31 protein-coding genes are annotated in these 25,796 nt (G+C 66.5%); 13 read left to right on the plus strand and 18 right to left on the minus strand.

Translation table 11 applies throughout. The features are described 5' to 3' along the window. Positions 1-73: 73 nt before the first annotated feature. A complete protein-coding gene (locus FCF25_RS07060; protein ID WP_137047926.1) occupies positions 74-610 on the minus strand; it encodes a hypothetical protein in 537 nt (178 codons plus the stop codon). Between the two features lie 131 nt (positions 611-741). Between FCF25_RS07060 and FCF25_RS07065 the strand changes: the two genes are divergently transcribed. Continuing rightward, positions 742-1,761 (plus strand): NAD-dependent epimerase/dehydratase family protein, encoded by a 1,020-nt coding sequence (locus FCF25_RS07065; RefSeq protein ID WP_137047928.1) that lies wholly within the window; start codon positions 742-744, stop codon positions 1,759-1,761. Positions 1,762-1,770: 9 nt separating this feature from the next. On the opposite strand, the gene FCF25_RS07070 is transcribed toward FCF25_RS07065, so the two are convergent. From FCF25_RS07070 to hemB, 5 genes are all read right to left on the minus strand, one after another. Then, positions 1,771-3,108: a glutamate-1-semialdehyde 2,1-aminomutase gene (locus FCF25_RS07070; RefSeq protein WP_137047929.1), complete on the minus strand. Its 1,338-nt coding sequence runs from the start codon at positions 3,106-3,108 to the stop codon at positions 1,771-1,773. Between the two features lie 169 nt (positions 3,109-3,277). After that, a complete protein-coding gene (locus tag FCF25_RS07075; protein WP_117593669.1) occupies positions 3,278-3,460 on the minus strand; it encodes a hypothetical protein in 183 nt (60 codons plus the stop codon). A 169-nt stretch (positions 3,461-3,629) separates the two neighbouring features. Continuing rightward, positions 3,630-3,998: a P-II family nitrogen regulator gene (locus FCF25_RS07080; protein WP_137047930.1), complete on the minus strand. Its 369-nt coding sequence runs from the start codon at positions 3,996-3,998 to the stop codon at positions 3,630-3,632. Further along, entirely contained in the window at positions 3,995-5,326 is a 1,332-nt protein-coding gene (locus tag FCF25_RS07085) for an ammonium transporter (protein WP_137047932.1), read from the minus strand. The genes FCF25_RS07080 and FCF25_RS07085 overlap by 4 nt, the downstream gene beginning before the upstream one ends. Positions 5,327-5,646: 320 nt before the next feature. Further along, positions 5,647-6,627, minus strand: a complete 981-nt coding sequence (hemB, locus tag FCF25_RS07090) for a porphobilinogen synthase (protein WP_137047934.1) — start codon at positions 6,625-6,627, stop codon at positions 5,647-5,649. 105 nt (positions 6,628-6,732) lie between these two features. On the opposite strand from hemB, the gene FCF25_RS07095 reads away from it, so the two are divergent. Beyond that, positions 6,733-7,260 carry a DedA family protein gene (locus tag FCF25_RS07095; RefSeq protein ID WP_117593662.1) on the plus strand — a complete coding sequence of 176 codons (528 nt, stop codon included), beginning with the start codon at positions 6,733-6,735 and terminating at the stop codon, positions 7,258-7,260. 66 nt (positions 7,261-7,326) lie between these two features. Further along, positions 7,327-7,857: a GNAT family N-acetyltransferase gene (locus tag FCF25_RS07100; RefSeq protein ID WP_137047936.1), complete on the plus strand. Its 531-nt coding sequence runs from the start codon at positions 7,327-7,329 to the stop codon at positions 7,855-7,857. A 183-nt stretch (positions 7,858-8,040) separates the two neighbouring features. Here FCF25_RS07100 and FCF25_RS15545 read toward each other — a convergent pair whose 3' ends face one another. Continuing rightward, complete coding sequence (locus FCF25_RS15545; RefSeq protein ID WP_168191216.1) at positions 8,041-8,205, minus strand: DUF6757 family protein; 165 nt, start codon at positions 8,203-8,205, stop codon at positions 8,041-8,043. 26 nt (positions 8,206-8,231) lie between these two features. Then, positions 8,232-9,062, minus strand: a complete 831-nt coding sequence (locus FCF25_RS07105; protein WP_137047938.1) for a PHP domain-containing protein — start codon at positions 9,060-9,062, stop codon at positions 8,232-8,234. A gap of 159 nt (positions 9,063-9,221) precedes the next feature. Between FCF25_RS07105 and FCF25_RS07110 the strand changes: the two genes are divergently transcribed. Continuing rightward, a complete protein-coding gene (locus FCF25_RS07110) occupies positions 9,222-9,506 on the plus strand; it encodes a DUF2795 domain-containing protein (RefSeq protein WP_117593657.1) in 285 nt (94 codons plus the stop codon). A 77-nt stretch (positions 9,507-9,583) separates the two neighbouring features. Here the strand turns inward: FCF25_RS07110 and FCF25_RS07115 are convergent, their stop codons facing one another. Beyond that, positions 9,584-10,588: a DUF5784 family protein gene (locus FCF25_RS07115; RefSeq protein ID WP_117593655.1), complete on the minus strand. Its 1,005-nt coding sequence runs from the start codon at positions 10,586-10,588 to the stop codon at positions 9,584-9,586. Positions 10,589-10,704: 116 nt separating this feature from the next. On the opposite strand from FCF25_RS07115, the gene FCF25_RS15550 reads away from it, so the two are divergent. Continuing rightward, entirely contained in the window at positions 10,705-10,881 is a 177-nt protein-coding gene (locus FCF25_RS15550) for a DUF5786 family protein (RefSeq protein ID WP_168191217.1), read from the plus strand. Here the strand turns inward: FCF25_RS15550 and FCF25_RS07120 are convergent. The 3 genes from FCF25_RS07120 to FCF25_RS07130 all read right to left on the minus strand — a co-directional run bounded on the left by FCF25_RS07120 (position 10,878) and on the right by FCF25_RS07130 (position 13,573). Beyond that, entirely contained in the window at positions 10,878-11,630 is a 753-nt protein-coding gene (locus FCF25_RS07120; protein ID WP_137047940.1) for a hypothetical protein, read from the minus strand. The two genes, FCF25_RS15550 and FCF25_RS07120, sit on opposite strands and share 4 nt — an antisense overlap. Positions 11,631-11,658: 28 nt before the next feature. Further along, entirely contained in the window at positions 11,659-12,645 is a 987-nt protein-coding gene (locus FCF25_RS07125) for an NAD(P)H-binding protein (protein WP_117593652.1), read from the minus strand. Between the two features lie 61 nt (positions 12,646-12,706). Continuing rightward, positions 12,707-13,573, minus strand: coding sequence for a YkgJ family cysteine cluster protein (locus tag FCF25_RS07130; protein WP_137047941.1), 867 nt, complete (start codon positions 13,571-13,573; stop codon positions 12,707-12,709). Positions 13,574-13,929: 356 nt separating this feature from the next. Between FCF25_RS07130 and FCF25_RS07135 the strand changes: the two genes are divergently transcribed. The 4 genes from FCF25_RS07135 to FCF25_RS07150 all read left to right on the plus strand — a co-directional run bounded on the left by FCF25_RS07135 (position 13,930) and on the right by FCF25_RS07150 (position 18,490). Beyond that, complete coding sequence (locus FCF25_RS07135; RefSeq protein WP_137047943.1) at positions 13,930-15,261, plus strand: TasA family protein; 1,332 nt, start codon at positions 13,930-13,932, stop codon at positions 15,259-15,261. 192 nt (positions 15,262-15,453) lie between these two features. Continuing rightward, the gene (locus tag FCF25_RS07140; RefSeq protein ID WP_137047945.1) at positions 15,454-16,335 is read left to right on the plus strand and encodes a hypothetical protein; all 882 of its coding nucleotides are present in this window, start codon (positions 15,454-15,456) and stop codon (positions 16,333-16,335) included. 52 nt (positions 16,336-16,387) lie between these two features. Further along, a complete protein-coding gene (locus tag FCF25_RS07145) occupies positions 16,388-16,591 on the plus strand; it encodes a hypothetical protein (RefSeq protein ID WP_117593646.1) in 204 nt (67 codons plus the stop codon). 69 nt (positions 16,592-16,660) lie between these two features. Next, positions 16,661-18,490 carry a helicase C-terminal domain-containing protein gene (locus FCF25_RS07150; protein ID WP_137049372.1) on the plus strand — a complete coding sequence of 610 codons (1,830 nt, stop codon included), beginning with the start codon at positions 16,661-16,663 and terminating at the stop codon, positions 18,488-18,490. 115 nt (positions 18,491-18,605) lie between these two features. On the opposite strand, the gene FCF25_RS15555 is transcribed toward FCF25_RS07150, so the two are convergent. Further along, positions 18,606-18,767, minus strand: coding sequence for a hypothetical protein (locus tag FCF25_RS15555; RefSeq protein WP_157972691.1), 162 nt, complete (start codon positions 18,765-18,767; stop codon positions 18,606-18,608). A 146-nt stretch (positions 18,768-18,913) separates the two neighbouring features. On the opposite strand from FCF25_RS15555, the gene FCF25_RS07155 reads away from it, so the two are divergent. Beyond that, the gene (locus FCF25_RS07155; protein WP_117593642.1) at positions 18,914-19,102 is read left to right on the plus strand and encodes a UPF0175 family protein; all 189 of its coding nucleotides are present in this window, start codon (positions 18,914-18,916) and stop codon (positions 19,100-19,102) included. Between the two features lie 70 nt (positions 19,103-19,172). On the opposite strand, the gene FCF25_RS07160 is transcribed toward FCF25_RS07155, so the two are convergent. From FCF25_RS07160 to FCF25_RS07170, 3 genes are all read right to left on the minus strand, one after another. After that, positions 19,173-20,294, minus strand: a complete 1,122-nt coding sequence (locus FCF25_RS07160) for a 60S ribosomal export protein NMD3 (protein ID WP_117593641.1) — start codon at positions 20,292-20,294, stop codon at positions 19,173-19,175. Between the two features lie 79 nt (positions 20,295-20,373). Continuing rightward, the gene (locus FCF25_RS07165; protein ID WP_137049373.1) at positions 20,374-21,012 is read right to left on the minus strand and encodes a phosphoribosyltransferase; all 639 of its coding nucleotides are present in this window, start codon (positions 21,010-21,012) and stop codon (positions 20,374-20,376) included. A gap of 44 nt (positions 21,013-21,056) precedes the next feature. Continuing rightward, entirely contained in the window at positions 21,057-21,974 is a 918-nt protein-coding gene (locus tag FCF25_RS07170; protein ID WP_137047946.1) for an NAD(P)-dependent oxidoreductase, read from the minus strand. A 211-nt stretch (positions 21,975-22,185) separates the two neighbouring features. On the opposite strand from FCF25_RS07170, the gene htpX reads away from it, so the two are divergent. From htpX to radA, 3 genes are all read left to right on the plus strand, one after another. Further along, positions 22,186-23,055, plus strand: coding sequence for a zinc metalloprotease HtpX (htpX, locus tag FCF25_RS07175; RefSeq protein ID WP_117593637.1), 870 nt, complete (start codon positions 22,186-22,188; stop codon positions 23,053-23,055). A 217-nt stretch (positions 23,056-23,272) separates the two neighbouring features. Further along, on the plus strand, positions 23,273-23,884 hold the full coding sequence (locus FCF25_RS07180; RefSeq protein WP_137047948.1) for a hypothetical protein: 612 nt from the start codon (positions 23,273-23,275) through the stop codon (positions 23,882-23,884). A gap of 137 nt (positions 23,885-24,021) precedes the next feature. Continuing rightward, on the plus strand, positions 24,022-25,053 hold the full coding sequence (gene radA / locus FCF25_RS07185) for a DNA repair and recombination protein RadA (protein WP_117593635.1): 1,032 nt from the start codon (positions 24,022-24,024) through the stop codon (positions 25,051-25,053). A 16-nt stretch (positions 25,054-25,069) separates the two neighbouring features. Here the strand turns inward: radA and FCF25_RS07190 are convergent, their stop codons facing one another. Together FCF25_RS07190 and FCF25_RS07195 are read right to left on the minus strand one after the other, a co-directional pair. Further along, complete coding sequence (locus FCF25_RS07190) at positions 25,070-25,201, minus strand: rubrerythrin-like domain-containing protein (RefSeq protein ID WP_117593633.1); 132 nt, start codon at positions 25,199-25,201, stop codon at positions 25,070-25,072. Positions 25,202-25,325: 124 nt separating this feature from the next. Further along, a complete protein-coding gene (locus FCF25_RS07195) occupies positions 25,326-25,748 on the minus strand; it encodes an iron-sulfur cluster assembly scaffold protein (protein WP_137047950.1) in 423 nt (140 codons plus the stop codon). Positions 25,749-25,796 lie beyond the last annotated feature (48 nt).

Below are 25,796 nucleotides of genomic sequence, written 5' to 3' on the forward strand. Positions count from 1 at the left end.
CGCGTGCGAGTCTTCTAATCGACGTGACGTGTTCGACTGACTGCGGGACGGTCGCTGAAACGGAGTCGTCAGGTCACGGTCGCCCGATAGCCCCGTGACGCTTGTACAGGTAGTACACCGCCAGCGGCACGCTCAACACGAAGTTCGTGGCGACGACGGCGAACACCGCGCCGAGGAAGTACAGTACGGGGTCGGGGTTCCAGCCCAAATCGGCCGCCTCGACGGCGCGGGCGTCGACGTACATCGCCACCGGGAACAACACGGCGACGACGAAGCTCGCGAGCGCCAACAGCGAGGCTACGGCGAAGAACAGCAGGCCGAACCCCGCCGACGCGAGGCCCATGAACCCCGCGATGTCCAACCCGACGCCCAGGAGCGCGAGGAAGAACGCGCTCACGCCGAAGCCGAGCGAGACGACCAAGAGAGCCGGGACGGCGGCGATCCAGTACCACCAGTTCGACTCGACCGATGCGGTCGGGAGGTACTCGTCGAGGATGCGGCGGACGCTCTCGGAGGTGGACCCGGTCGAATCGGTTCGACCGTTCGTCGGCGTCGGACCGTCGATTCGGGTGTCGCTGTTCGTCGTCGGTTCGTCGGTAGGAGGGCTCATACAGGCGAAGATAGCGCGGCCCGGAAGATAAATCTCGTCCACCACGTCCGGACATCGGTGAACAGCTCTGTGCATCGTATCCCGTTTGCCTTCGCCCTCGGACTCTTCCTCGTGCGCGGAGACGACCGTCTATGGACGTGCTCATCGTCGGCGGAACCGGGCTCATCAGCACCGGAATCACCCGCCAACTCGTCGCCGCCGGCCACGACGTGACGCTGTACAACCGCGGCGAGACCGACGCCGAGATTCCCGACTCAGTCTCCCTGATCCGCGGCGACCGAACCGAGTACGAGCGCTTCGAGGACCGACTCGGCGGCCGCGAGTTCGACGCCGTCGTCGACATGGTCTGTTTCACGCCGGAAGACGCCGAGAGCGCGGTCCGCACCTTCGCGGGGTCGGTCGACCGCTACGTCTTCTGTTCGACTATCGACGTCTACTCCCGCCCCGTCTCTCGGATGCCACTAACCGAGGAGACGCCGCGACACCCGCCGACGAGCGAGTACGGGAAGGAAAAAGCCGCCGCCGAGGACGTGTTCTTCGACGCCTACGAAGAGACCGGATTCCCCGCGGTCGTCCTCCGCCCGTGGCACACCTACGGCGAGGGCGGAACGCTCATCCACTCGCTCGGATCGGAAACGACGTACGTCGACCGCGTTCGCGCGGGCGAACCCGTCGTCGTCCACGGCGACGGCACCTCCGTCTGGGCACCGTGTCACCGCGACGACGTGGCGCGGAGTTTCGTCGCTGCAGTGGAAGCGAAGGGGTCGGTCGTCGACGGTGAGGCGTACCACGTCACCGCCGAAGAGCACCTGACGTGGAACGAGTACCATCGGGGTGTCGCCGCCGCCCTCGACGCACCCGCGCCCGAGTTGGTCCACGTTCCGTCGGACGTGCTCTTCGAACTCGCACCCGAGCGCACGGAGGGGCTACGCGACCACTTCCAGTACAGCACGGTGTTCGACAACTCGAAGGCGAAACGCGAGTTGGGTCACGAGCAGACCGTCGGGTGGGAAGAAGGCGTGAAGCGGACCGTCGACTGGCTGGACGAGAACGACGGGATAGAACCGTGGAAGTCGGACCCCTTGCCGGACCGAATCGTCGCCGCGTGGCGCGAGGCGAGGGAGTCGCTCGTCTCGAACTTCGAGCGGTAGCGGGTTCCGCTACAGCGCTTCCTTGTACGCTTCCAGCGTCTCTTCGACGTCCTCGTCGGTGTGCGCGTAGCAGACGAACTGCGACTCGAACTGGTTGGCGGTGAGGAACACGCCCCGGTCTTTCATCTCCTGCCAGAAGATGCGCTCCCAGCGCTCGGTCTCGGCGGCGGCGACGTCCGCGCCGGTCTTCGGACAGGAGTCGAACCGCGGGCAGTCGACGCGCTGCCGACAGCCGGCCTCGCACTGACCGTCGAGGGTCTGCGGGGCGTCGCGCGTGAACACCGTCTTGAACATGCTGTCGGTACCGACGACGGTGTACTCGGGCGCCTGGTCGGCGCAGATATCGGTGATGCCGCGCCGGAGTTTCTCGCCCAGTCGGTTCACGTGTTCGTACACGTCGTTCTCGGCGGCGTACTTCAGGTACTCGTGGCCGGCGGCCATCGTCACGGGATGACCCGAGAACGTCCCCGACTGGAACACGTCGCCGGCGGGGGTGAACTGTTCGACCAGCTCGGCGCGGCCGCCGACAGCGCCGACGGGGAAGCCGCCGCCGATGATCTTGCCGAACGTCGTGAGGTCGGGCGTGACGCCGAACTTCCCCTGCGCGCACTGGAGGCCGCCGACGCGGAAGCCCGTGATGACCTCGTCGAATATCAGCAGCGACCCGTGCTCGTCGCAGAGGTCTCGCAGGGTTTCGTGGTAGCCGTCGACGGGCGCGACGATGCCCATGTTCGCCAGAATGGGCTCGACGAGTACCGCCGAGATGTCGTCGCCGTGCTCTTCGAACACCTCGGCGACGGCTTCGGGGTCGTTGAACGGCACCGGAAGCGTGTGCTCGGCGAACGACTCGGGGATGCCGCTCGTCGAGGGACGTGGGTTGTCGGGGCCGCCTTCGACGAGCGTCGACTCCTGGGCACCGTGGTAGCCGCCCTGCATGACGACGATTTTGTCCCGCCCAGTGGTCCCGCGGGCGAGGCGGACCGCCGAGACGGTCGCCTCGGTTCCCGAATTGACGAACCGAATCTTCTCGACCGACGGGACGTGCCGGGCGACGAACTCGGCGTGTTCGACCTCTATCTCGGTGGGCGCGCCGTACATCGGCCCGGCGCTGGCGTACTTCTGAATCGCCGCCTGTATCGGTTCGGGTGGGTTGTGGCCGTACAAGAGCGGGCCGTAACCCATCACGTAGTCGACGTAGCGGTTCCCGTCGGCGTCGACGACGTGGCCGCCGTCGCCGCGCTCGACGAAGAAGGGGTAGGGACGAGTGGCACGCACCGAGGAGTTGACGCCGCCCGAGAGCACCGACAGCGCTCGGTCGTACAGGTCGCGGGAGCGGTCGTGGTTCACGCGAAGTCGCCTCCGCGAGACACAGAGCGGGTCGTCCGCCGGGCGGGCGACGCAGCGGAACTGGTCCGTCTCGACGTGGTCATATCTCGCGGTTCGGACGCGGACGAAAAAGTAGTTACTGAGTCGTCGGAGTCGGCGCGTCGATTACTGTGCGGCGTCGGCGCGTCGACTACTGCGCGGCGTCGGCTTCGGCGTCCGCCTCGCTCTCGTCTTCCTCGGCGTCGAGTTCCTCGTCGTCCATCAGCTGCGGTTTGCCGAACGGGAACGACCCGAACAGCGCGTAGTGGACGACGGAGGCGACGACGAACAGTGCGACCAGACCGAACAGGGCTTTCTTCACTTTCGAAGGCATATCAGCGTGTACGAGTACCGAACGCAAGAGCCCTTCGGGAGTTCTCTCTGCGCGAAACAACCCGCAAAAACCGATACCGACGGCGAGCGCTCGGCTGCGGGACGACGGACGTCGGCGTCCTGTGGTCGAGCGTCGAAATGGAGGGCCGAAAACGCTGAGCGCTGCCCGCTCAGACCGCGTCGGGACCTTCTTTTCCGGTCCGGACCTGTACCGCGTTCTCGACCGGGAGGACGAATATCTTCCCGTCGCCGGGCTCGCCGGTGTTGGCCGCGTCCCGAATCGCGGCGACGACGTCCTCCGCGGGGGTGTCGGCGACGACGCACTCGACTTTCACCTTCTGGTGCAGGTCGACGGTGTACTCCTCGCCGCGCCACTGTCCCTTCTTCGCGGGTTGGCTCCCGCGACCGGAGACGTTCGTGACCGTCAGCGAGGGCGCGCCGGCGGCGGCGAGCCCTTTCTTCACCTCGCCGAGCTTGTCCGGGCGGACGATAGCGACGACCATCTTGATTCCGCCGCCGTTCGGGAGCTCCGAACTCATTCGTTCTCACCTTCCACGTCGCTCACGACGCCCGTACCGACAACTCCGCCGTCGGTGCGAACGCCCGACCCGTCGGCGACGGCACCGTCGGGCTTTCCGAACTCGGGGTAGGTATCGACGCCGTGTTCGGAGGTGTCGAGGCCCTCGCGCTCGTGTTCGGGTGTGACGCGCGCTTCACCGAGCGCGCGAATCACGCCGAACACCAGCACCGTCGCGGCGACGGTCCAGACGGTGATGACGCCCGCACCGACGACCTGAGTCACCAGTTGGCCGACCGAAAAGCCGTCGACGGCGACGAACGGGAACAGCACGATTCCCATGATGCCCGCGGAGCCGTGAACGGGGAACACCGCGCAGACGTCGTCGATTCTGAGGCGCTTCTCGACGAACTCGAAGACGAGCGGCAGTTGCGCGCCGGCGAGTAGACCGAGCGCCAGCGCGCCGGGCCAGACGATGGCATCGGCGACGCCGGTGATGCCGACGAGACCGGCGAGCAGGCCGTTGGCGACGTACAGCGTGTCGACTTTGCCCGTCTTCAGCAGCGCGACGCCCGCAGCGCCGATCGCGCCGGCGGCCATGCCGAGCGTCGTGACGAGTGCGACGCGACCGACGTAGGCGAAGTCGGCGAGTTCGGTGCCACCCTCGGCAAGCGGCGCGGCGGCGGTGCCGACGTTGAAACCGTACCAGCCGAACGCGAGGATGAGCGTGCCGAGGACGGCGAACGGCAACGAGTGACCGGGGATGACGTTGGCGGTGCCGTCGTCGTTGAACCGGTCCATACGCGGGCCGATGACCCACGCCGCGGTGAGGCCGGCGACGCCGCCCATCCCGTGGACGATCATGCCGCCCGCGAAGTCGTGAAAGCCCATCGCGTCGAGGAAGCCGCCCGCCCACGTGAAGCCGACGACGACGGGGTAGATGACGCCCGCCAGTAGAACGGTGTAGGTGACGTACGCGCGGAGTTTCGCACGACCCGCCACCGCGCCCGAGACGATGGTCGCGGCGGTCATCGCGAACACCGCGCCGAACAGCCAGTCGACCCACGCGGCCGACCCGCCGTTGACGTAGGCGAACGACTCGCCGAAGCCGGTTCCACCGACGACGCTCGACACCCCGGCACCGACGAGGAAGAAGACGATGACGCCGACGCTCCACGTCAGCAGGTTCTTCGTCAGCTGGTTGGCGACGTTCTTCGAGCGCACCTGCCCGGCCTCCAGCATCGCGAACCCGGCGTGCATGAAGAAGATGAGGAACGTGACGGTGAGAACCCACAGCATGTTGACGCCCTCGACGACCGCCGAGAGGTCGGTCTGCAGCAACGCGCTCATCAATCACACGCCTCCGTCGTCGTCACCGGTTCGAGTGGACATTCGTTCACGATTATACCGATTACGTGTCGATTAGTGCTCTCAATCACGTCAGAAGGTCACGGAACGCTATGGTATAAGCGTTAGCGTCAAGAAATCCAATTTTCAAGGTCCTAAATGGTCGGGCGGTCGATTTAATATCGGATATATGTTGTATAAGGTCGTATTCTCCGCACTAATTCGACAAATGTTGCCGCAGGTGTGGACGATCGTGCGGTCGAAAATCGAGCGTTTCGGTCGAAACCCCTCGCGCGCACCGAGTCGGTGACGGTCGAATGACGCTACAGACGGTCGGCGACCTGCTCTGCGAAGTACGTGAGGATGAGGTCCGCACCGGCGCGTTTCATCGAGACGAGCGACTCCATCGCTACCTCGTCCAACTCCAGCCACCCCTTCTCGGCGGCGGCGTGCAGCATCGCGTACTCGCCGGAGACGTTGTAGGCGGCGACCGGGTGGTCGAACTCGCGGCGAATCGCGCTGACGACGTCCAAGTACGGGAGTCCGGGTTTGACCATCAGCACGTCCGCGCCCTGCTCGACGTCGAGTCGGACTTCGCGCAACGCTTCTCTGCCATTTGCGGGGTCCATCTGGTAGTGTCGTCTGTCGCCGAACGCGGGCGCACCGTCCGCGGCGTCGCGGAACGGACCGTAAAACGCACTCTGGTACTTCGCGGCGTAGCTCATGATGGGCAGTCCTTCGTACCCCTCGGCGTCGAGCGCCTCCCGAATCGCGCCGACCATCCCGTCGGTCATCGACGAGGGAGCGACCATCTGTGCGCCCGCATCGGCGTGCGAGACCGCGATTTTGCCGAGCAACTCCAGCGTTTCGTCGTTCTTCACCGTGAGGTTCGGGTCGTCCGCGGCGCGGTCCTCCAGAACACCGCAGTGGCCGTGGTCGGTGTACTCACAGAGACAGACGTCGGTGATGACGTACGCGTCGGTCTCGGCGACGATATCGCGGGTCGCCCGCTGGACGACGCCGTCTTCGGCCCACGCGCGCGTGCCGCGCTCGTCCTTCGACTCGGGGATGCCGAACAGCATCACGGCTTCGACGCCTGTTTCGAGCACCTCTTCGACGCGGTCGACCGCGTCGTCGACGGGGACGCGTTCGTGACCCGGCATCGACTCGATGGGGATGCGTTCGTCGGTCGTCGCGTCGACGAACACCGGGGCGATGAGGTCCGAGGCGTCGACTCGATTCTCGCTCACGAGGCCGCGAACGCCGTCGCGTCGGAGCCGACGCGGGCGGTCGGTGAGGTTCATGGCCTGCCTACGACGGGCGGACGCAAAGTCGCGTCGCTCTCTCCTTGCGTGCGTCTCTCTGCCAGGGCCAAAACGCTAAATGCCGTAACGACGGACGTTCACTGTATGCTGAGCCTGCTGCTCCAGGCCAACTTCGAGGTTCCCTCGATGTTGCGCGACCTGCTCGACTCCGAGTTCGCGTTCCTCCTACTCCTGGGTATCTTCGTCCTCGAAGGAGCGATGCTGATGTACTTCATGCCGAGCGAACTCGTCGTCCCCGGGGCGATATTCGTCTTCGGCGCGACCGTTGAGACGGCTATCCTCATCATCGGTATCGCCGTGCTCGGCGCGACTGTCGGTCAGCTCGCGCTGTTCATGGTGGCCAAGCGCGGCGGCCGCGAGTACCTGCTCCAGAAGCGCTGGTTCCGAATCAGCGAGGAACGCCTCGACAAGTTCGACGGCTGGTTCGACCGCTGGGGTCCCATCGTCGTCCCGGTGAGCAACACGCTGCCGTTCACGCGCGGGATGCTCACCGTTCCGGCGGGTTTCTCGGAGATGCCCGCCCGGAAGTTCGTCGCGCTGTCGGCGGTCGGCACGCTCTCGTTCGAGACGCTTCTGGCGCTGCTGTACTTCGTCGTCCTGCCCTACCTCTGAGAACGCCGCTACCGCTCGCCTCGGACGGTCGACGTTACTTTCTGTCGTCGCGTGGACGTGAGGCGTATGCCCGGCCCCGTCTTCCTCACCGGCGACCGAGTCGAGCTCCGGACCGTCGAACGCGAGGACCGCGAGTTCATCGCTCGCCACCGCAACAACCCCGCGTTCCGTCGCGTCCTCGGCGACGCTCGACCGATGAACCTCTCGGCGGCGACCGACTACTTCGAGTCGGTCGTCGTCGGTGACGACGGCGAGACGTTTCTGATCTGCGCCGACGACCGGGCGGTCGGCCTCTGCTTCTTCTACGACCTCGACGAGACGAACGGCAGCGCCGAGGTCGGCTACTGGATTACGCCGGAAGCACAGGGAAACGGCTACGCAACCGACGCCGCACGGACGCTCGCACGCTACGCGTTCGACGAGCGACGCCTCGTCAAACTCACCGCCCGCGTGCGCGAACCGAACGAGGCGTCGATCCGAGTGCTCGAAAAACTCGGCTTCCGCGAGGAGGGCGTCCTCCGCGAACAGGAGTTCGTGGACGGACGACGCGTCGACTTGCGACTGTTCGGACTCCTGGCGTCGGAGCTCGAACGATGACCCGTCGCCGACGACGGAGCCGAAGACGGCTCGCGTACGCTCCGCAAAAACAGTTCGAGGTCGTCAGAAACTCACTCCGCTCGGTCCACAACTCCTCGATGCGGACCGTCAGTCGCTCGTAAAACACTCACTCCGCTCGGTCCACAACTCCTCGATGCGAACCGTCAGTCGCTCGTAAAATACTCACTCCGCTCGGTCCACATCGATCCGCTCTCGGAGGGCTTCGAGCTCGTCGGACTCGGCGAGTTCCTCCATTCGCTCGCGGAAATGCTCCTCGCAGAGGCCGACTCGAACGCCGTCTTTCCCGGCGGCGAAGGCGGCATCGCGGTCGCAGTAGTGGCACTGCATACACGACCCTTCGTTCCCGAACGGGTTTAAGCCACCGCTTCGGGTAGTCGGCTGCGAATCTCCGCAAACGCTTTCGGGGGGACGCCGCAGACGCCGAGCTCCGTCCCGTGCGCGTCGCTGCCGCCGGTGGTCAGCAGTCCCTCACGTTCGACGACTTCGTCGACGAGCGCCTCCTCGACTTCGAACCCGTACGGGTAGTAGCGCTCGACGGCGTCGAGGTGGCGCGTCAACGACAGCGCCGCCTCGGGGTCGTCGTACCGGAACGGGTGCGCCAGCGAGACGACCGAACACGCCTCCGAGAGCAACTCCACTCCCGTCTCGAACGTCGGAACCTCGCGGGCGACGAAACAGGGTCCGTCGTCGCCGATGAGGTGGTCGAACGCGCCCTGGTAGTCGTAGTCGGCCTCGCTGTCGTCGACGGCGCGGGCGACGTGCGGCCGACCGATTCCGGGTCGCGGCTCGACATCGAGGTCGATTCCCAGGTACGACTCGACCCGTTCGATCAGCTCCGCACCGCGCTCGACGCGGTTCCGTTGGAGCCGGTCGAGTTCGTCGGTCAGCGCGGTGGTTCGGCGGACGCCGTACCCCAGAAGGTCGACCTGCATCCCGGCGGCGGAGCCGGTCCGGTCGTCTGCCAGATTCGGCTCCGAAACGTCGACGCGGAGTTCGAGGCCGTGAATCACCGTGAGACCCTCGCGAACGCTCACGGGCGCGTCGAGCCGCGGATGGAACGTGTCGTGGTCGGTGACGGCGACGACGTCGACGTCGCCCGCCCGCGCGGCCGCCGGCAACTCGTCGAGCGTCAGTCGCCCGTCGGAGGCGACGGTGTGAACGTGGAGGTCGGCGGCGATGTCCATGCCTATCGCTCGCCGTCCGTTCCCAAAAGCGCCGCGCTGCCCGTCGGCGCGGTTCCCTCGCAGCGTCATTAAGGACCATTAAGGAACTATTGGTGTCCCATGCCGACTAATGATGTACATGGAAAATCGTTATAAACTATCGCGGCGTCGTCGTAATCGATGCGCCTGAACAGAACCGGCGACCTCGTCGCCAACCACGAGTACCCCGCGACCACCGACGAACTCGTCAGCGCCTACGGCACAGAGACGATTCACCTACAGAACGGCACGGAAACGATCGGGACCGTGCTCGAACGTCTCGGCACGCAGACGTACGCCGACGCGGAAGAGGTGTACGAGGCACTGCTCACCGGCGTCGGCCACGAAGCCATCGGACGCCGATTCTACAGCGACCGGGACGCGCCGACGCTCGGGGAGGGGAACTCCGGACAGGTCTCCTTCTGACGCCGTAAACCGACTTCCGGGCGCGTCGGGCCGCCAGTACGCCGACCCGCCCGCGCTACCGTTCTCTTCGAGTCGACTCACACCCACTCGACGGCGTCGTCGAGGTCCAGCGGAACGCTTCCCTTCTTGTAGGCTTCGACGCGTCCGGACGGTCGCGTCCGGAAGACGACGGCGGGACGGTGTCTGACCTCCGGTTTCTCGCCGCGGACGGCGTTCCAGTCGTCGTCGGGGAACGACGAGCAGTCGACGAACAGCGTGACGCCGCCGCCGTGTCGCTCCAACTGCCCCGACGTTTTGGTCTCCGCCGTGTCGCGGACGGCGGCGACGGGCGTCCCGGCGCTGCGGCGGTCCGTCGGCAGCGGACGGGTCACCTCGACGAGCGTTCCCTCGCCGTCGCGTTCGGCGCGGTAGTCCAGCGAGTGCCCGGTCGTCACCTCGATCTCGGGCGTGATGTCGTACCCGGCTTCGGTGAGCAGCGCGGCGGCGTTGAACTCGCCCATCGAGGCGCTCATCCGGACCAGGTCGAGCTGTTTCGAGGTGCCGAGTTTGCCGGCCATCAGCTCGCGGTACTCGTCGAGAACGCCGGTCTTCAGGAACGACTCGTAGAAGGAGAGCGCTTCGTCGCGCGTCGCGTCCGGGAAGCCGGCGGCGTGTTCGTCGAAGAACCGTCGCGTCGTCTCCCGACCGTCTTTCGAGAGAAACACCGGGAGAAAGAACCACGAGAGGTGCGGAAACGGTTCGAGCCACGGCGTCTCCTCGTACAGCTGCGCGAGCAGCTCGCGTTCGGCCCACCGACGGACCGGATACGGAACCTCCGTGAACCCGAACTTGTCCGTACGCCAGAGCGTGCTCGGCGTCTCGGTGTTGCCGAGCCAGTACGCGCCGTCGTCGTTCCAGCAGAACAGCGCCGTGTCGCCGTTGTCCATCTCGAAGCGCCGAGCCTCGTACCCGGAGGGCGGCTTGAACCACGGTCGCTCCATCGCCGCGCCGAGATTCGAATCTAGATGAGAGTATACGTCGTGCCGGACGCGCTGTTCGGTCCATCGACCGGGCGCGTGCCGGAACCGCAGAGGTCGTGCCACGACGCGGAGTTGCCCGTGGGGCACCTTACGTGTTCCGTGCGTGGTCGGTCTTTCCCTGTCGGAACTCTGAAAAACCGTTATGTATTTATGGAGGAATTGTTAAGTATTGACATAGCATGTCAATGGGTGCCTATGACGAAGACGAACACGAGCGTCGTGCGCAGAAAACGGGCCAGGTCGACGCGGACTTCGACGAGGCGCGCACGGAGTTCCGCGGGCGTCTCGAGTACGACTCCGGTGACTCCACCGAGGACCTGCTCGACCAGTTCCGCAAACTGAAGGACGACCGTTAGTCGACTACCTGTTTTTCGCCGCCCGTCTCGACGGTGAGCGCCAGCACCGCCAACGTCGAGACGACCGTCACGGCGACGACGTGGCCGCCGACGGCGAACAGCAGCACCGGCCGGTCGAGGATAAAGGGGACGAGTACCAACTGCGCGAGTCCGAACGCCACGTTCGTCAGGTCGATGCGGCGCAGTTCGGCGGCCGTCTCCCCGTCGAACGTAAAGCGGTAGGAGCGCCAGAGCGCGACGACCGACGCCCACCACGAGGTACCGATGCGGTAACAGAGGTCCCAGAGGACCAGAAGCATCAGATACACCGGAATCACGTCCGGTTGCTCGCCGAACAGCGTCTCGACCAGCGGGTTCGCCGCCCGTTCGGGGTCGAAGACGAACAGGTGGGTGACCAGCGCGATGAACGCCAGCACCGCGAGGACGACTTCGATGCTCGACCCGAACAGCAGTCGCAGGTACGACTCCGGCAGCGCCAGCGAGCGCGTTTCCTCGCCGAGACGGACCATCGCGAGGCTTCCGACGGCGGCGACGAACACCGCCGCCGTCCCGGCGAGCGCGGCGTTCCAGAGGTCGTACGCCCACGCCAGAAACAGCAGCGCGACCTCGAAAATCGCTATCTGCAGGAGTACCGCCTGCCAGTCGGTCAGGTCGATGCCGGGGAGCGCCCCGACGATGCTCTCGTACACCCACGTCTCGCCGTACACGGGGTCGGGTCCCGCCGCCTCGTCGCACTGCTGTTGCTGCATTCCGTCTTCGTCTCCGTCCCGTCCTCGCTCAGTTGGTCTTCGGCGCACTCGTCGCGTCCGTCACCGCCGTCGTCTCGCTCCCCTCGCCGGTCCCGAGCGCCGCCTCGACGGCCGCCTCGAACGGCGTCAACTCGAAGGTGACGATCTCCTCTATCCGGTTGTCGTCGACGACGACGGGGTTTTTCAGCCCGTCGATGAGCGGGCGAGCGATGCTCGCCGGCACGTCGGTCACCAACCCGACCCAGTACGCCGACAGCCGCGGCGTCAGCACCGGCACGGGGACGATGTGGAGGGGTCGACCCAACTGCCGAGCCGTCTCGCGGATGATTTCGTCGTACGTCAACACGTCCGGGCCGCCGATTTCGTACATCTCGCCCGCCGTCTCGGGGTGGTCGAGCACGCCGACGAGGTACGCGACGACGTCGTCGATGGCGATGGGTTGGCACCTCGTCTGCACCCACTGGGGGGTCACCATCACCGGCAACCGACGCGCCAGTTGCTCGACGAGGTCGAAACTCGCGCTGCCGTCGCCGATGATGATGGCCGCCCGGAGCGTCGTCAGTTGGAACTCGCCCTGCGAGAGGATGTACTCGACCTCTCGCCGCGAGCGGAGATGTTTCGACAGTTGGTCGCGCTCCTCGCCGAGGCCGCCGAGGTAGAGCACGCGCTCGACGTTCGTCCGGTTCACGACGCGGACGAATCGTCGGGCGATGCGTCGGTCGCGTTCTTCGAAGTCTTTTCCGGCCTGCATCGAGTGGACGAGATAGTACGCCGCCGTTATCCCCTGCGAGTCGAGAAGCGTCGACAGCGACTGCTCGCCGGTCGGCCCCTCACCGACGACGAGTTCGCAGTCGTCGGGTTCGAGCAGGTCGCCTTCGATGACGTCGACGCCGTCCGGCGCGTCGAACGTCTGCGCGTCGCGGACCAGCGCCGTCACGTCGTGTCCGGCGCTCCGGAGCGCCGGAACGAGTCGCCCACCGACGAACCCCGTCGCACCCGTCACGAGGACTTTCATCGTGTCTCCCAACGGGCGTGAGTCGGTTAACTGTTCTCGCTGTCCGTGCGGCGGCGGCCCGTCACCACTCGGCGGTCGGCGGCGCGCCGCGCCGCTCTTCGAGCGCCGACCGCTCCGGAACCTCGCTCGCGTCGTCGCCGGGTCGCCCCGCTCGCGCCGTCCACGTTTCGATGACCGCGCCGGCCCACGAGTCCGCTTCCAGTGCGCGCTCGCGGGCCGACGCGGCCTTCTCGTCGTCGACGGCCGTCGTCCCCGGCCGCGACCCGGCGGCGGCACCGACGAACAGCGCGCGGTCCGCCGCCGTCGTCTCCCCGTCCGCGAGACGGTCGACGACGCCCGTCAGTTCCTCGGGGTCGGGGTAGACGAACAGTTTCGCCCCCAGCGCTTGCGGGCCGAGCGCGAGCCCCCGGAGCTTCTCCGGCGGGTCGTCGTCGAGGAGTCGTTCGCCCCCGTAGCTGCGCTCGACGCGCTGGCACTCGGTCTCCTGGCCCAGCTTGAGATTCTGTCCGGGGTAGTCGCCGCAGGTCGCGGGGTACAGCTCCGAGTCGTGGATACGACAGCGGAGCGTCTCGGGGTCGAGAAAGACGCAGGCGTCGAGCCACGTCGGGTCGAGACCGAACGGGCCGACCGGTTTCGGCGGTTTGCGGAGGCCGACGTAGAACACGGGGCCGCCGTCGACGGCGGCGAGTTCGTAGCCGTCGACGGTGACCGAGTTGGTCCCCCCGTCGGCGCGGAACAGCCGCGGCGTCGTCACGTCGCCGAGCCCCTCATCGAGGAACGCCTTCACTTCGTCGCGCGTCAGCGGCACGAGATTGTAGGTGTCGTCGAGCGGGTCGCGCCGCCCCCGGCGCTCGTGGTCGAGCGCCTCGGGGGCCACCGGTCGCCAGTCGACACAGCAACCGGCGCACCCCTCGCAGTTCACCTTCATATATCGTCGGTCGGTTCGACGGCGCATAAACTGTCGTGTGCTGCAGAGATGTCGTCCCGAGCGTCGCCCTCCCGACCGGGTACGGACACCGTACTCTCCCGACCGAGTACGAGCACCGCACCTTTCCGACCGAGTACGAGCAGCGAACCCTTCAGATCGAGTACGAGATCCGTATCTTTCTGACGGACGGAGCTAACCGTCGGTTAGGCGCGTCGATGTCGTCGTTACACCCGTCTCAGGTGACCTTAGACGGGCCTCACCACCGATTAGCGAACCGGCACGCGGCTCGTACCTATCACCCGACAGTTCGTGGGCGGCGGTAGGTCGTCGGGCTCCGCCGGACGACGTGGAAACCAATGAAAGAGAAACTCGAACTCTCGCGCCGCAACGTACTGCTGGGAATCGGAACCGTCGGACTCGCGTCCGCGGGCGCCGGTGTCGGCACGACGGCGTACTTCAGCGACGAAGAATCGCTCACCGGAAACACGTTCACCGCCGGAAAGCTCGACCTCACGGTCGACTACAAGACCAAGTACGACGGCGCGGAGAACGACGACTCGGGTAACGTCCGCGGTCACGTCGACGGCGCACCCGCGGTCGGGACGTACGCGCTCGGCGACGTGAAGCCCGGCGACTCCGGCTGCCTGGAGTTCTGCTTCGAAATCGAGGACAACCCCGCGTACATGTGGGCCTGCGGTGACCTCCTCGCCAACGACGAGAACGGCCGCAACGACCCCGAGGCGCTCGTCGACGACACCGGTGGACAGAAGGGCAACGGCGAACTCGCCGACGCTATCGACGCGAAACTGTACTACTGCGAGGCTCCCGGCGAGGTCGAGGCGCAGGGTGGCGAGCACGACCACGACGACGATACCGACGGTTCGAACGTCATCGTGACCGGCACGCTCGGCGAGGTGCTCCGGACGCTCAGCACCGGTGTTCCGCTCGACGCCGGGATGGACGGCGACGCGAAAGCCGGCCGGCAGCGTCCGTACGCGATGGAGAACAGAGCCGGCAACGTCACCGGCCCGTGTCTCTGCCTCGAGTGGCACATCGACTTCGAAGCGGTCGGCAACGAGATTCAGAGCGACTCCATCGAGTTCGACGTGGCGTTCCACGCGCTGCAGGCGCGCCACAGCGACGGCACGACCAACCCGTGTCCCGTCGACAGCTCCGCCATCACCGACTTCCCCGAGTTCGCCTACGACGGCAACAAGTGGAACGCGCAGGCGGTCGTCGGCAACAGCGGCGACACCTGGAACCTGTTCCTCGGCAACGAACCCGCCGACGGCGACACCGGAACCGCCGGCTGGCGGTTCGATACGCCGTACGAGTTCACGCTCAGCTTCGACGACGACGGTGCGACGTTCGAGGTCGCCGGAGAGACGCTCTCCTTCGACGACTTCGACTCGACCGACCACACCGGGACGGTGGGACTGCTCGGCAAGTCGAGCGACGGGAGCTTCGACGTCGAACTCTCCGACGTCGAAGTCGCCGGCCGCAGCATCGACGGCCCGACCAGCGCGCTCGCCGAGGACGGCGCGAAATCTGGTCTCCTGCTCGAAAACCTCGCCGCCGACGAGTTCGCCGTCAGCGGGACGATGACGTTCTTCGGCGGCAGCGGCTCGGTGCCCGCGGACGGTAACTACGGGCTCAACGCGTTCGTCGAGTACGAGGACGACGACTGAGCGGGTCCGCGACCGCACGCGGAAACGGCTCCTCCGTCTGCGGTTTCCGTTCTGCTCCCTTCCGTCGCGGTCGTAGCCGACCGCGACCGGCTGCCTCGGGTGCGACGCGGTCGCACCCGTCGGCTCTCTGCGACCGCAGCGTACCCCGCTGCGACGGCGCGACCGGCGGTTCGACCCCGCCGAGAGCCGTTTATGACGGACGATAGTAGGTCGTCGGTGTCGCGGCGTCGTACGCTCCTGGGCGTCGGCGCGCTCGTCCTCGGCGGACTCGGCGGCGGTATCGGCGCACAGCGGCTGTTCGGCGACCCCACCGACGACTCGGGGACCGGACTCGATTTGGACGTCGAGACCCGAGACGGCGGTCGGACGCCGACACCGACACCGAGCGGTGCCGATGGTGCCGATGGCCCCGATAGCGACGGGGACGACCCCGGAGACGGCGACGCCGAGGCGGGCAGCGACACCGTCGAGCCGTCCGACGGCGACCGTTCCTCCGACGGTCGAGACTCCGACCGGTCCTCCCGGGACCGCGACGGCCGAACCGAGGAGTCGTCCGGCGACGGCGGCACCGACGAGACCACCGACAGAGCGCACCTCTCGCTCCGTCGCGTCTCCTCGGAGCCGGTCCGGGTCGGCAACCTCCTCCCCGGCGACAGCGGCACCGCCTCCTTCGTCGTCAAACTACGGGGGAGCGAAGCGACGCTCACCGTCGACGGCGAGGTGTCCGACACCGACGAGAACGACCGGACGGAATCCGAGCGGGCCGACGGCGACGACACCGCTTCCGTGGGCGAGTTACAGGAGTATCTCCGCGTCACGCTCTGGCACGACACCGCCGGTCGAGGCGAGCGAACCTCCCGCGACCCGGTGGTCTACGAGGGGTCGCTTGCCGGTCTCTCGGACCTCGACGGCGCGGCGCTGGCGGGCGGGCGCTGCGTCGGCCCCGGTACTCACCGACTCGGCGTCGAGTGGGCGCTCCCGGACACCGTCGGCAACGTCGTCCAGTCGGATTCGGCGTCGTTCGGCGTCACCGTCTCCGCCGAGGCGTGTCCGGACCGTCTGCTCCGACGCTAGCGGCGCTCGCTGCCCCGAAGGGGTCTTGTGTCGTCCTCGCTAGTGCCCGGACATGGCGAAGGCACGCTGTGACGGCTGTGATCTCAAAATCCGCATCAGCGGCGGTATCGGCGACTTCTGGAGTTTCGACTACGGGCCCTCCGGGGGGATGGCGCTCGAACTCGCCGACGGCACCGACTGTCTGCTCTGTTTCGACTGCATCGAGCAGTTGCCCGAGGACCGCGACGTGACGGCGGCCGACGTGAAAGCACTGTAACGCGGCGGCGAGTTCGGGAGTCCGCGCGGAGTCGGTGGCTTTAGGCCGCTGCCCGCGGTGGCTCTGCGCGTGAACCCCGAGCGCATCTTCGACGCCTTCCCCGCGCCGAGTTACCGCGGCAATCAGGAACAGGCGCTCCGGGACATCCGCGACGCGTTCGCCGCTGGCAACGACGTGGTGCTCGTGCGCGCGCCGACCGGCAGCGGTAAGTCCCTCCTGGCGCGTGCCATCGCCGGCTGCGCTCGCACGGTCGAAGAGTCCGAACCGAAACACGCCACCGACGCCTACTACACGACGCCGCAGGTCTCACAACTCGACGACGTCGAGAGCGAGGCGCTCCTCGACGACCTGAGCATCATCCGCGGCAAGCGTAACTACACCTGCATCCTCCCGGGCGAGCACGACACGCCGGTCAATCGCGCGCCCTGCGTCCGTCAGAAAGGGTTCGACTGCACGGTGCGCCATCGCTGTCCGTACTTCTCGGACCGCGCCATCGCCTCCTCGAAATCCATCGCGGCGATGACGCTGGCGTACTTCATGCAGACGGCCGGCAGCGACGTGTTCCGCAAACGCGACGTCGTCGTCGTCGACGAGGCCCACGGCCTCGCCGAGTGGGCCGAGATGTACGCTACCATCGAACTGAGCCCGCACAGCGTCCCCGTCTGGGACGACGTGGGCGTTCCCGACGTCGCGGGGGCGGACGACCCGGTCGAACGCGCGTCCCGCTTCGCGGAGACGCTCTCGGGCGTCTGCGAACGCGCGAAGGACGAACTCCTGACGAAACCGGAGCTCACGCCCGAGGAGGCCGCCCGACGAGACAGGCTCCAGGAACTGCGCTCGGAACTGGACTGGTTCGTCAAGGACTACCGCGACCCGACGAGCGCGACCACGTGGGTCGTCGACCAACCCGGCGGCGAAGGTACACAGATCGTCATCAAACCGCTCAACCCCGAGAAGTATCTGCACCACACCGTCTGGGACCGCGGCAACAAGTTTGCGCTGCTGTCGGCGACGATTCTCAACAAAGAGGCTTTCTGCCGGCAGGTCGGCCTCGACCCGAAAGACGTCGCACTCGTCGACGTGCCGCACACGTTCCCCGTCGAGAACCGCCCGCTGTACGACGTGACGCAGGGGCGGATGACCTTCGAACATCGCGACGAGACCATCCCGAAAATCGCTCGTCTCGTCGTCCGTCTGATGGCGAGACACCCCGACGAGAAGGGGCTGATTCACGCGCACTCGTACAGTATTCAGGAGCGACTCGCCGAACATCTCGTGAATTTCGGCGTCGGCGAGCGCGTTCGGACTCATAGTAGAGAAAACCGCGACGCCGAGTTGGACGCCTGGAAGGCGAGTTCGGACCCCGAACTGTTTCTCTCGGTGAAGATGGAGGAGGCGCTCGACCTCAAGGGTGACCTCTGTCGGTGGCAAGTCCTGTGTAAAGCGCCGTACCTCAACACGAGCGACTCGCGCGTCGCCCGCCGTCTCGAAGAGGGACAGTGGAGTTGGTACCACCGCGCCGCCCTCAGAACCGTGATTCAGGGGTGCGGACGCGTCATCCGCGCGCCGGACGACCACGGCGCGACGTATCTCGCCGACTCCAGTCTGTTAGACCTGTTCGACCGCGCACGGAGTGACACGCCCGACTGGTTCGCCGAGCAGGTCGACCGAATGACGACGCCGAACCTGCCCGAGTTCGACCCGCGAGCGGCGCTCTCCGGCCTCGACGGCGGCGGCACCGGCACGCTCGGCGGATCGTCGGCGAACGGTCAGAACGAACAGTCCGACAGCGAGAACCGCGGGTTCGGACGCCGTCGCCGACGCGGCAACAGCGGCGTCCGCTCCAGCGAGGAGGAGCGAAAGAACCACCCGCTGTCGGACGTGTGGGGCGACGGTTGAGAGACGAACGACGGTCGGACGAACGCGGCTGTCCGGACGCCGTCACCGCTCGTCACGGTCTCCCGTGGCGACGCCGGAGTGGCCGTCTCAGAAGTCTCAGAACGGAGTGGCCGTCTCAGAACAGACTCGCGCCCGCGTAGACGACGGACGACCCGATCATGAGCACGACGAAGAAGATCGCAATCCACTGCTGTCGGTCCATGGCTCCCGTTTCGGCGCACCCCCATTTGTAGCTGTTCCTCGTCGCCCGGCAGAGTTCGCCGGACACGTACGACACGATTATTCACAATATTACCATTATGTTCTGTTTGACTCCGTGAACTTGGACAATAGACAATCTAAGTGCGTCCTACTCGCGAGTAGTGGCACGTATTCTCACGATAGCTTTACATGAACGTATTCTGTAGCAGTTCTCGAACGCAGATGCACACTCACTCCCTCACGACGGCGCTGACGCTGTATCGCAGCGGAACCCTGACGCTCGCGCAGGCCGCCTCCCGCGCCGGGAAGTCGCAAGCGGAGTTCCGGAAGGTGCTCGCCGCTCACGGTATCGCGCTCCACGATGCCGCGCCGTCGTCGTCCGAGTCGGTGACTCCCGCGCGCGCCGACTGAGTTTCTCTCACCGCTGATTCGTCTGCAAAACCGCGTAGCGACGCGTCCGCCCCACCTCTCCGCCTCGCTCTCACTCCTCGTCGACGGCGTCTTCGGGGAGGATGTGCAGTCCCGCCCGACTCTTCAGTACCGGAACCGTCTCGGCGTCGACGTCGAAATACGACGGCCGGGCGATAGTCTTCGACTGGTACGTCTCGGGGTCGAGCACCTGCACCGCGTGGTCGTCCTCGACGGCGACGACGGTGGTCTCGTCGGCGTCGTCGACCGACCCGAGTTCGCGGGCCTCGGGCGTCTCGCCCTCCTCGAAGCGCGCCTCGTAGCGGTCGCCCGTCGTCAGGCGCGTCCCCTTCAAGTTCCCCTTGACGCTGCGGACCAGCACCGGTCCCTCGCCGTCGTCGGGGTCGATGACCGTCCCGGGCGTGTAACGCGGGAGGCGAACCGCGTAGGTGACGCGGTACACCTCGTTGCCGTCGCTGTCCTCGGTGACGAGCGTCGGGTAGCTCTCGACGCTGCCGCCGAGTTCGCGGGTGATGCGGGTGGCGACCGCCTGCCCGAGCTGGTTCGTCGAGAGTTTGATGTCGGTGCCGTCGGCGACCTCCTTCGACTCGGTGATGAACGCGTTCCGGTCGCCCGACTCCTCGCGGTCGGCGACGAACTCCTCGGCGATGTCGACCGCCCGCGCCTGCTCGTCGGGCGTCGGTTCGCGACCTTCGGCTCGAATCTGAATCTCGCTGGCGTAGTAACCGCCGGCGATGCGCCCGCAGCGCTGACAGGTCTCTCGGGAGATGTAGACGGGGACGACGACCTCCTCTTCGACGTACGTCCCCCGGACGACGCCGGAGAACTGACAGTGCATCCGAATCGTGTTCTGGTCGACCTGCTCGGGTTCGACGGCCCACGCCACGTCCCGGGCTTTGAGGTGGACGCCGAGCGACTCGCTGACGGCGTCGACGGCGACGTCGGTGTAGTCGCGCGCGCCGACGTCGACCCAGCGGTTGCCGCGGTGGACCGCCCCGCAGTTCGCACAGACGCGGACCGTCACCCGGTCGGGCGCGTCCACGAGGTCGAAATCCTCGAAGTAGCACGCGTTGCAGAGTACCTCGTCGCGCTCGCGCGGCGCACCCGGAAGCGGCTCGGACCGCTCCTCGACCGGATTCCCGCAGCGCGGACAGAACTCGCGCGTTTGACTCATTGTCTCCGGTAAGCCGCTCGGATGTTTAAGACCGACGACTGTGCGCGCCGTCGCGCCCGTTACCGTCCGTCGCGGTCTCTCACCCGTTCGGTTCGTACGACTCCAGTATCGCCCGCGCCTCCTCGTTCGACACCTGCCCGAACGACCGGTAGTACTGGCCGACCGCGCCGAACCACCTCGGCGACTCGACGCAGACGAACGCGTCGAACTCGCCCCCGAGCCGCGACTCGGCGTCTCGGGGCGCGACCGGAACCGCGAGCGTGAGGTGCGCCGCTCCGGCGCTCCGTATCTGTCGGAGGCAGGCGATGGCCGTCGCGCCCGTCGCGATGCCGTCGTCGACGAGGACGACTCGCCTGCCCGCCAGTTCCGGGACGGCCTCCCCGCCACGGTACGACGCGACCTTCTCGCGGGCGTTCTCGGCTTCGCTCTCGCGGACCCGCTCGACGTACGCCGAGGAGACGCCGAGGTGGTCGACCAACTCGTCGTTCACCCAGACGCTCCCGTCGCCCGCGACGGCTCCGATGGCGAGTTCCGGATTCCCCGGCGCGCCGAGTTTCTCCGCGACGACGACGTCGAGCGGGACGCCGAGTCGGTCGGCGACGGCGCGGCCGACCGGAAGCCCGCCGCGCGGAATCGCGAGCACGAGGTCGGCTTCGACACCCCGCCGTTCGAGCAGGTCGGCTAACCGCTCGCCCGCGTCGGTTCTGTCGTCGAACACCATACGCTATGGTGTGCTACTCGCTCGCAAAAAGCCACCGCGGGTCAGTCCGCGAGGAGGTTCGGTTCCGTGACCGATTCGTCCGCCGCCTCGCGCCAGGAGTGAGCGGGTCGCCAGTCGAGCAGGCGGTCGGCTTTCGCCGTCGACAGCGCCGACGCGTCGCCGTCGAGGTCGCAGTCGTCGGGGAGCGCGCCGAACTGTTCTTCGACCGCGTCGAGCGTCGCAACGTCGAGGTAGTTCTCCGCCGCGGCGGCGTGGAACGCCTCGTGGCCCCGGAACCCGGCGTCGAGCGTCGCCGCGACGAGCGACGCCACGTCGCGCACGTCGACGTAGGACCAGAAGTTACCGACGCCCGCGTCGAGGTCGAGTTCCGAGAGCGGTCGACCCTCTCGGAGGTCGTCTCGGTCGCGACAGCCGTACTCGCCGGGGTACTGAATCCACGACGGCCGAATCGAGGCGACCGGGACGTCGTACCGTCGGACGACCATCTTCGCGAGTTCCTCGCCGACGACTTTCGAGGTGCCGTAGGGGTCCTCCGGGCGAAGCGGGTGGTTCTCGGTAATCGGGAGTTCGTCCGGCAGCGGCGTCTCGCGGGCGAACGGGAAGCCGTAGGCGCTCTCGCTCGACGCCCAGACGACTTTCGCGTTCCGGCGCGCGGCGGCGACGAGCACGTTGTACGTCGCCATCGTGTTCGTCTCGAACACCCGACCGCCGGCGTGGCGCGTCGGCGACGGAAGCGCCGCCCAGTGGACGACGGCGTCGGGGTCGAGTTCGGAGACGAGGTCGAACGCCTCGCCGCGGTCGGTGAGGTCGACTGCCCGGAAATCGATTCGCGGGCGTTCCGGTACCTCGAAGCCCGGTTGCGAGAGGTCGGCGCAAATCACGTCGTAGTCGTCGGCGAGTCGGTCGACGATCCAACGACCCGAGCGGCCGAGGCCACCGGTGACGAGTACAGTGTCCATACCGTTCGAAGGGACGACGGCCGCAAGTAGCCTCGCCCGTCCCGTCCGTGTTGCCGGAGTCGGTTCGGGGGCTCGCCGTGTCGACGCCCTTCTCGCCACCGAGCTTCGACGGCCGACGAACGGTCGGATTTCGACCCCCGATTTTCGAGTATCGCACTATCCGACCGCGATTTCCGACAGGGTTTATGCTTCGCGGACGGTATGTTTGGGCATGGAATGGAAACCCGACTGGGGGCTTCGCGGGCGCATGGCGCTCACGATGTTCCTCCTGTTCGCCCTCTACATCGTATTCGTGGGAGTACTCTCCCAAATCGGCTACTCGTACATGCTGATATTCGTGGGCATCTTCTTCCTCGCCCAGTTCCTCTTCAGCGACAAGCTCGCGCTGTACAGCATGGGCGCGAAGAAGGTCAGCGAGGACGAGTACCCGCAGTTGCACGCGATGGTCGGCCGGCTCTCCCAGCAGGCTGACCTCCCGAAACCCGACGTCGCCGTCGCGCAGTCGCGCGTCCCGAACGCGTTCGCGACCGGTCGGAGTCAGAAGAGTTCGACCGTCGCCGTGACTACGGGCCTCTTACAGACACTCGATCAGGAGGAGTTAGAGGGCGTGATGGCGCACGAACTCGCGCACGTGAAGAACCGCGACGTGATGGTGATGACCATCGCCTCGTTCCTCTCGACGGTCGCGTTCATGATCGTCCGCTGGGGCTTCTGGTTCGGGGGCGGCAGCCGCCGCGAGGGCGGCGCACCCGTCATCGTCGCCATCCTCGTCTCGCTCGTGGTGTGGGTCGTCTCGTTCCTGCTCATCCGCGCGCTCTCGCGCTACCGCGAGTACGCCGCCGACCGCGGCGGGGCGACCATCACGGGTAACCCCTCGGCGCTCGCCTCCGCGCTGCTGACCATCGACGGCCGGATGGACAACGTCCCGAAGGAGGACCTGCGCGAGCAGTCGGAGATGAACGCGTTCTTCATCATCCCCATCCGCAGCGGCTTCATCGGTAAAATCGCCAGCACCCACCCCTCCACCGAGAACCGCGTCGAGCGTCTCCGCCAGTTGGAGCGCGAGATGGAAGGACGCTGAGACGCTTCGACCCCGCCGCGCGTTCGACTTTCTCGTCCGAGCGGTGGAACTTGTCGTACTCACCCGGCGAAATCTGAATCTCGCGGCGTACATCGGCGGACTCGCCTCCCTCGACCGGTTCACGCTTTCGGAACCGTGGCAGCGGCTCTCCCTTCGACGGGAACCGTTCGGTCGTCCGAGTGGAAACGACCTAATCCCCGGGAATCCAACGACGGGTATGGGACTGTTCGACTCTATCCGCTCCGTGCTGGGTCTCCGCGCGGAGGCGGACGCGACTCGCAAAGCCGACCCCGAGGACCTCTTCGGGATGTCGACCGCGTATCTCACGATGCAGGCGGACCTCGGCTACGACCACGTCGGCGCGGCGGCGCTCTGCTTCTCGTCGGTCGACAGCACCGACTTCGCCGAGACGCTCGACGAAGTCGAGGCCATCCTCCACGCCGGCAGCGAGGAGACGGGGACGACGTTCCGCCGCCACGAGGACAGCCACGGCTACCAGTGGGTGGTGCTGGAGGACAGCGACCCCGAGGACCTCGTGACGAGCATCCACTTCGCCGCCGACGAGTTCATCGAACGCGGCTACGGCTCCCGGCTCTTGGCCGCCGTCTTCGGCTTCGAGAAATCCGACGAGAACGTCCGCGCGTACTGGGTGTACTCGTTCCGCCGCGGCGCGTACTACCCGTTCGCCCCCCGGACGGGCCACGAGCGAAACCAGCGCGTCGAGTTCAAACTCCAGTCCGTCCTCAACGGCGAACTCGGCATCGAAGACGACGAGCGGTACTGGTATCCGCTGTGGCCCGACCAGCGCGGCGGCCACCCCTGGGACTGAGTCGGCTCTCGTCGTTCGCTCTTCTGTTTTGAACGTTCGCGACTTCGAACTTCCCACCCCCGTGCAGGCGTCCAGTTTCACTTTCACTCCCCTGTTAACGAGGCTTTATGTCCGGTGGGGCGCAAGCCGGATGTACAATGGCAGATGACGACCTCGAAAACCTCCCGGGTGTCGGTCCCGCGACCGCGGACAAACTCATGGAAGCCGGTTACCGAACGTACGAGAGCATCGCCGTCGCGAGCCCGAGCGACCTCGGCTCGAAGGCGGACATCGGCGAGAGCACGGCCAACGACGTAGTTCTCGCCGCCCGCGACGCCGCCGATATCGGCGGCTTCGAGACCGGTTCGACGGTGCTCGAACGCCGCGAAACGATCGGCAAGCTCAGCTGGCAGATTCCCGAGGCCGACGACCTGCTCGGCGGCGGCCTCGAAACCCAGTCCATCACCGAAGTGTACGGTGAGTTCGGCGCGGGTAAGTCCCAGATCACCCACCAGATGGCGGTCAACGTCCAGCTCCCGAAAGAAGTGGGCGGTCTCCGCGGTTCCTGCATCTTCGTCGACTCCGAGGACACGTTCCGCCCCGAGCGTATCGACGACATGGTCCGCGGCCTCGACGACGAGGTGATTCAGGCGACGATGGACGACCGCGAGATCGAAGGCACTCCCGGCGACGACGACGCGATGGACGAGCTCATCGACGACTTCCTCGACAAGATTCACGTCGCCAAAGCGTTCAACTCCAACCACCAGATGCTCCTGGCCGAGAAGGCCGAGGAACTCGCCAGCGAGCACACCGACACCGAGTGGCCGGTCCGTCTCCTCTGCGTGGACTCGCTGACGGCGCACTTCCGCGCCGAGTACGTCGGCCGCGGCAACCTCGCCGACCGCCAGCAGAAGCTCAACCGTCACCTCCACGACATCGACCGCGTCGGCAACCTCCACAACTGCGTGATCATCGTCACGAACCAGGTGTCCGCGAACCCCGACGCGTTCTTCGGCGACCCGACACAGCCTATCGGTGGGAACATCCTCGGCCACAAGTCGACGTTCCGGATGTACCTCCGCAAATCGAAGGGTGACAAGCGGATCGTCCGCCTCGTCGACGCGCCGAACCTCCCCGACGGCGAAGCCGTCATGCGCGTCAAGAACGAAGGGCTGAAGCCCGAATAACTCCGGGAAATCTCTTCTAACTGTTTCGGGCGACGCTGATATTTATCATCTCGCCGCCGCAGACCGAGCAGTGTCCCGGCGGCGCGTTCGTTCGCGCGCGGTGGCCGCAGTTGTCGCACTCGTACGTCTGTGTGGGGTGCTGTGACATGATACTGATACGCGATGCGATAGCGTAGCCCTTTGCATCGTCGTCCCAGCCCGAGGGACGGAAACGGAAGAAGAACGGCTCTGACGGCGATCCGCGGGAACCGAGTTCGCTACCGCCTCTCGATTCACTCCTCGGTGACGGTTCGGTCGAGGTCGTCGAGTTCGCCTTCGTGGAGCTTCGCGCCGTCCTGAGCGACCTGCCGCGCGAGCACCGCGCATTTGATCCGCATCGGACTGATGTCGACGCCGAGCATCTCGGTCACGTCGTCGGTGTCCATCGCTTCGAGTTCGTCGAGCGTCGTTCCCTGCAACCTCTCCGAGAGCAGACTCGCGCTGGCCTGCGAGATGGCGCAGCCGTCGCCGGTGAAGGAGACGTACTCGATGGTCTCGCCGTCGTCTTCGAGGCGCACGTCGACCTTGATGGTGTCGCCGCAGGAGGGGTTCTCGCCCACGTGCGAGAACGTCGGATTCTCCATCTCGCCGTAGTTGCGCGGGTTCTTGTAGTGGTCGAGAATCTGCTGCCGGTACATGTCCGAGCCCATACCCATAGTTACCTCTGGATAGGCCAGTGCGACGCAAAAGGGTTCCGGGGCGCT

Source organism: Haloprofundus sp. MHR1 (genome assembly GCF_005155585.1).
In the GTDB taxonomy this organism is placed as follows: domain Archaea; phylum Halobacteriota; class Halobacteria; order Halobacteriales; family Haloferacaceae; genus Haloprofundus; species Haloprofundus halophilus.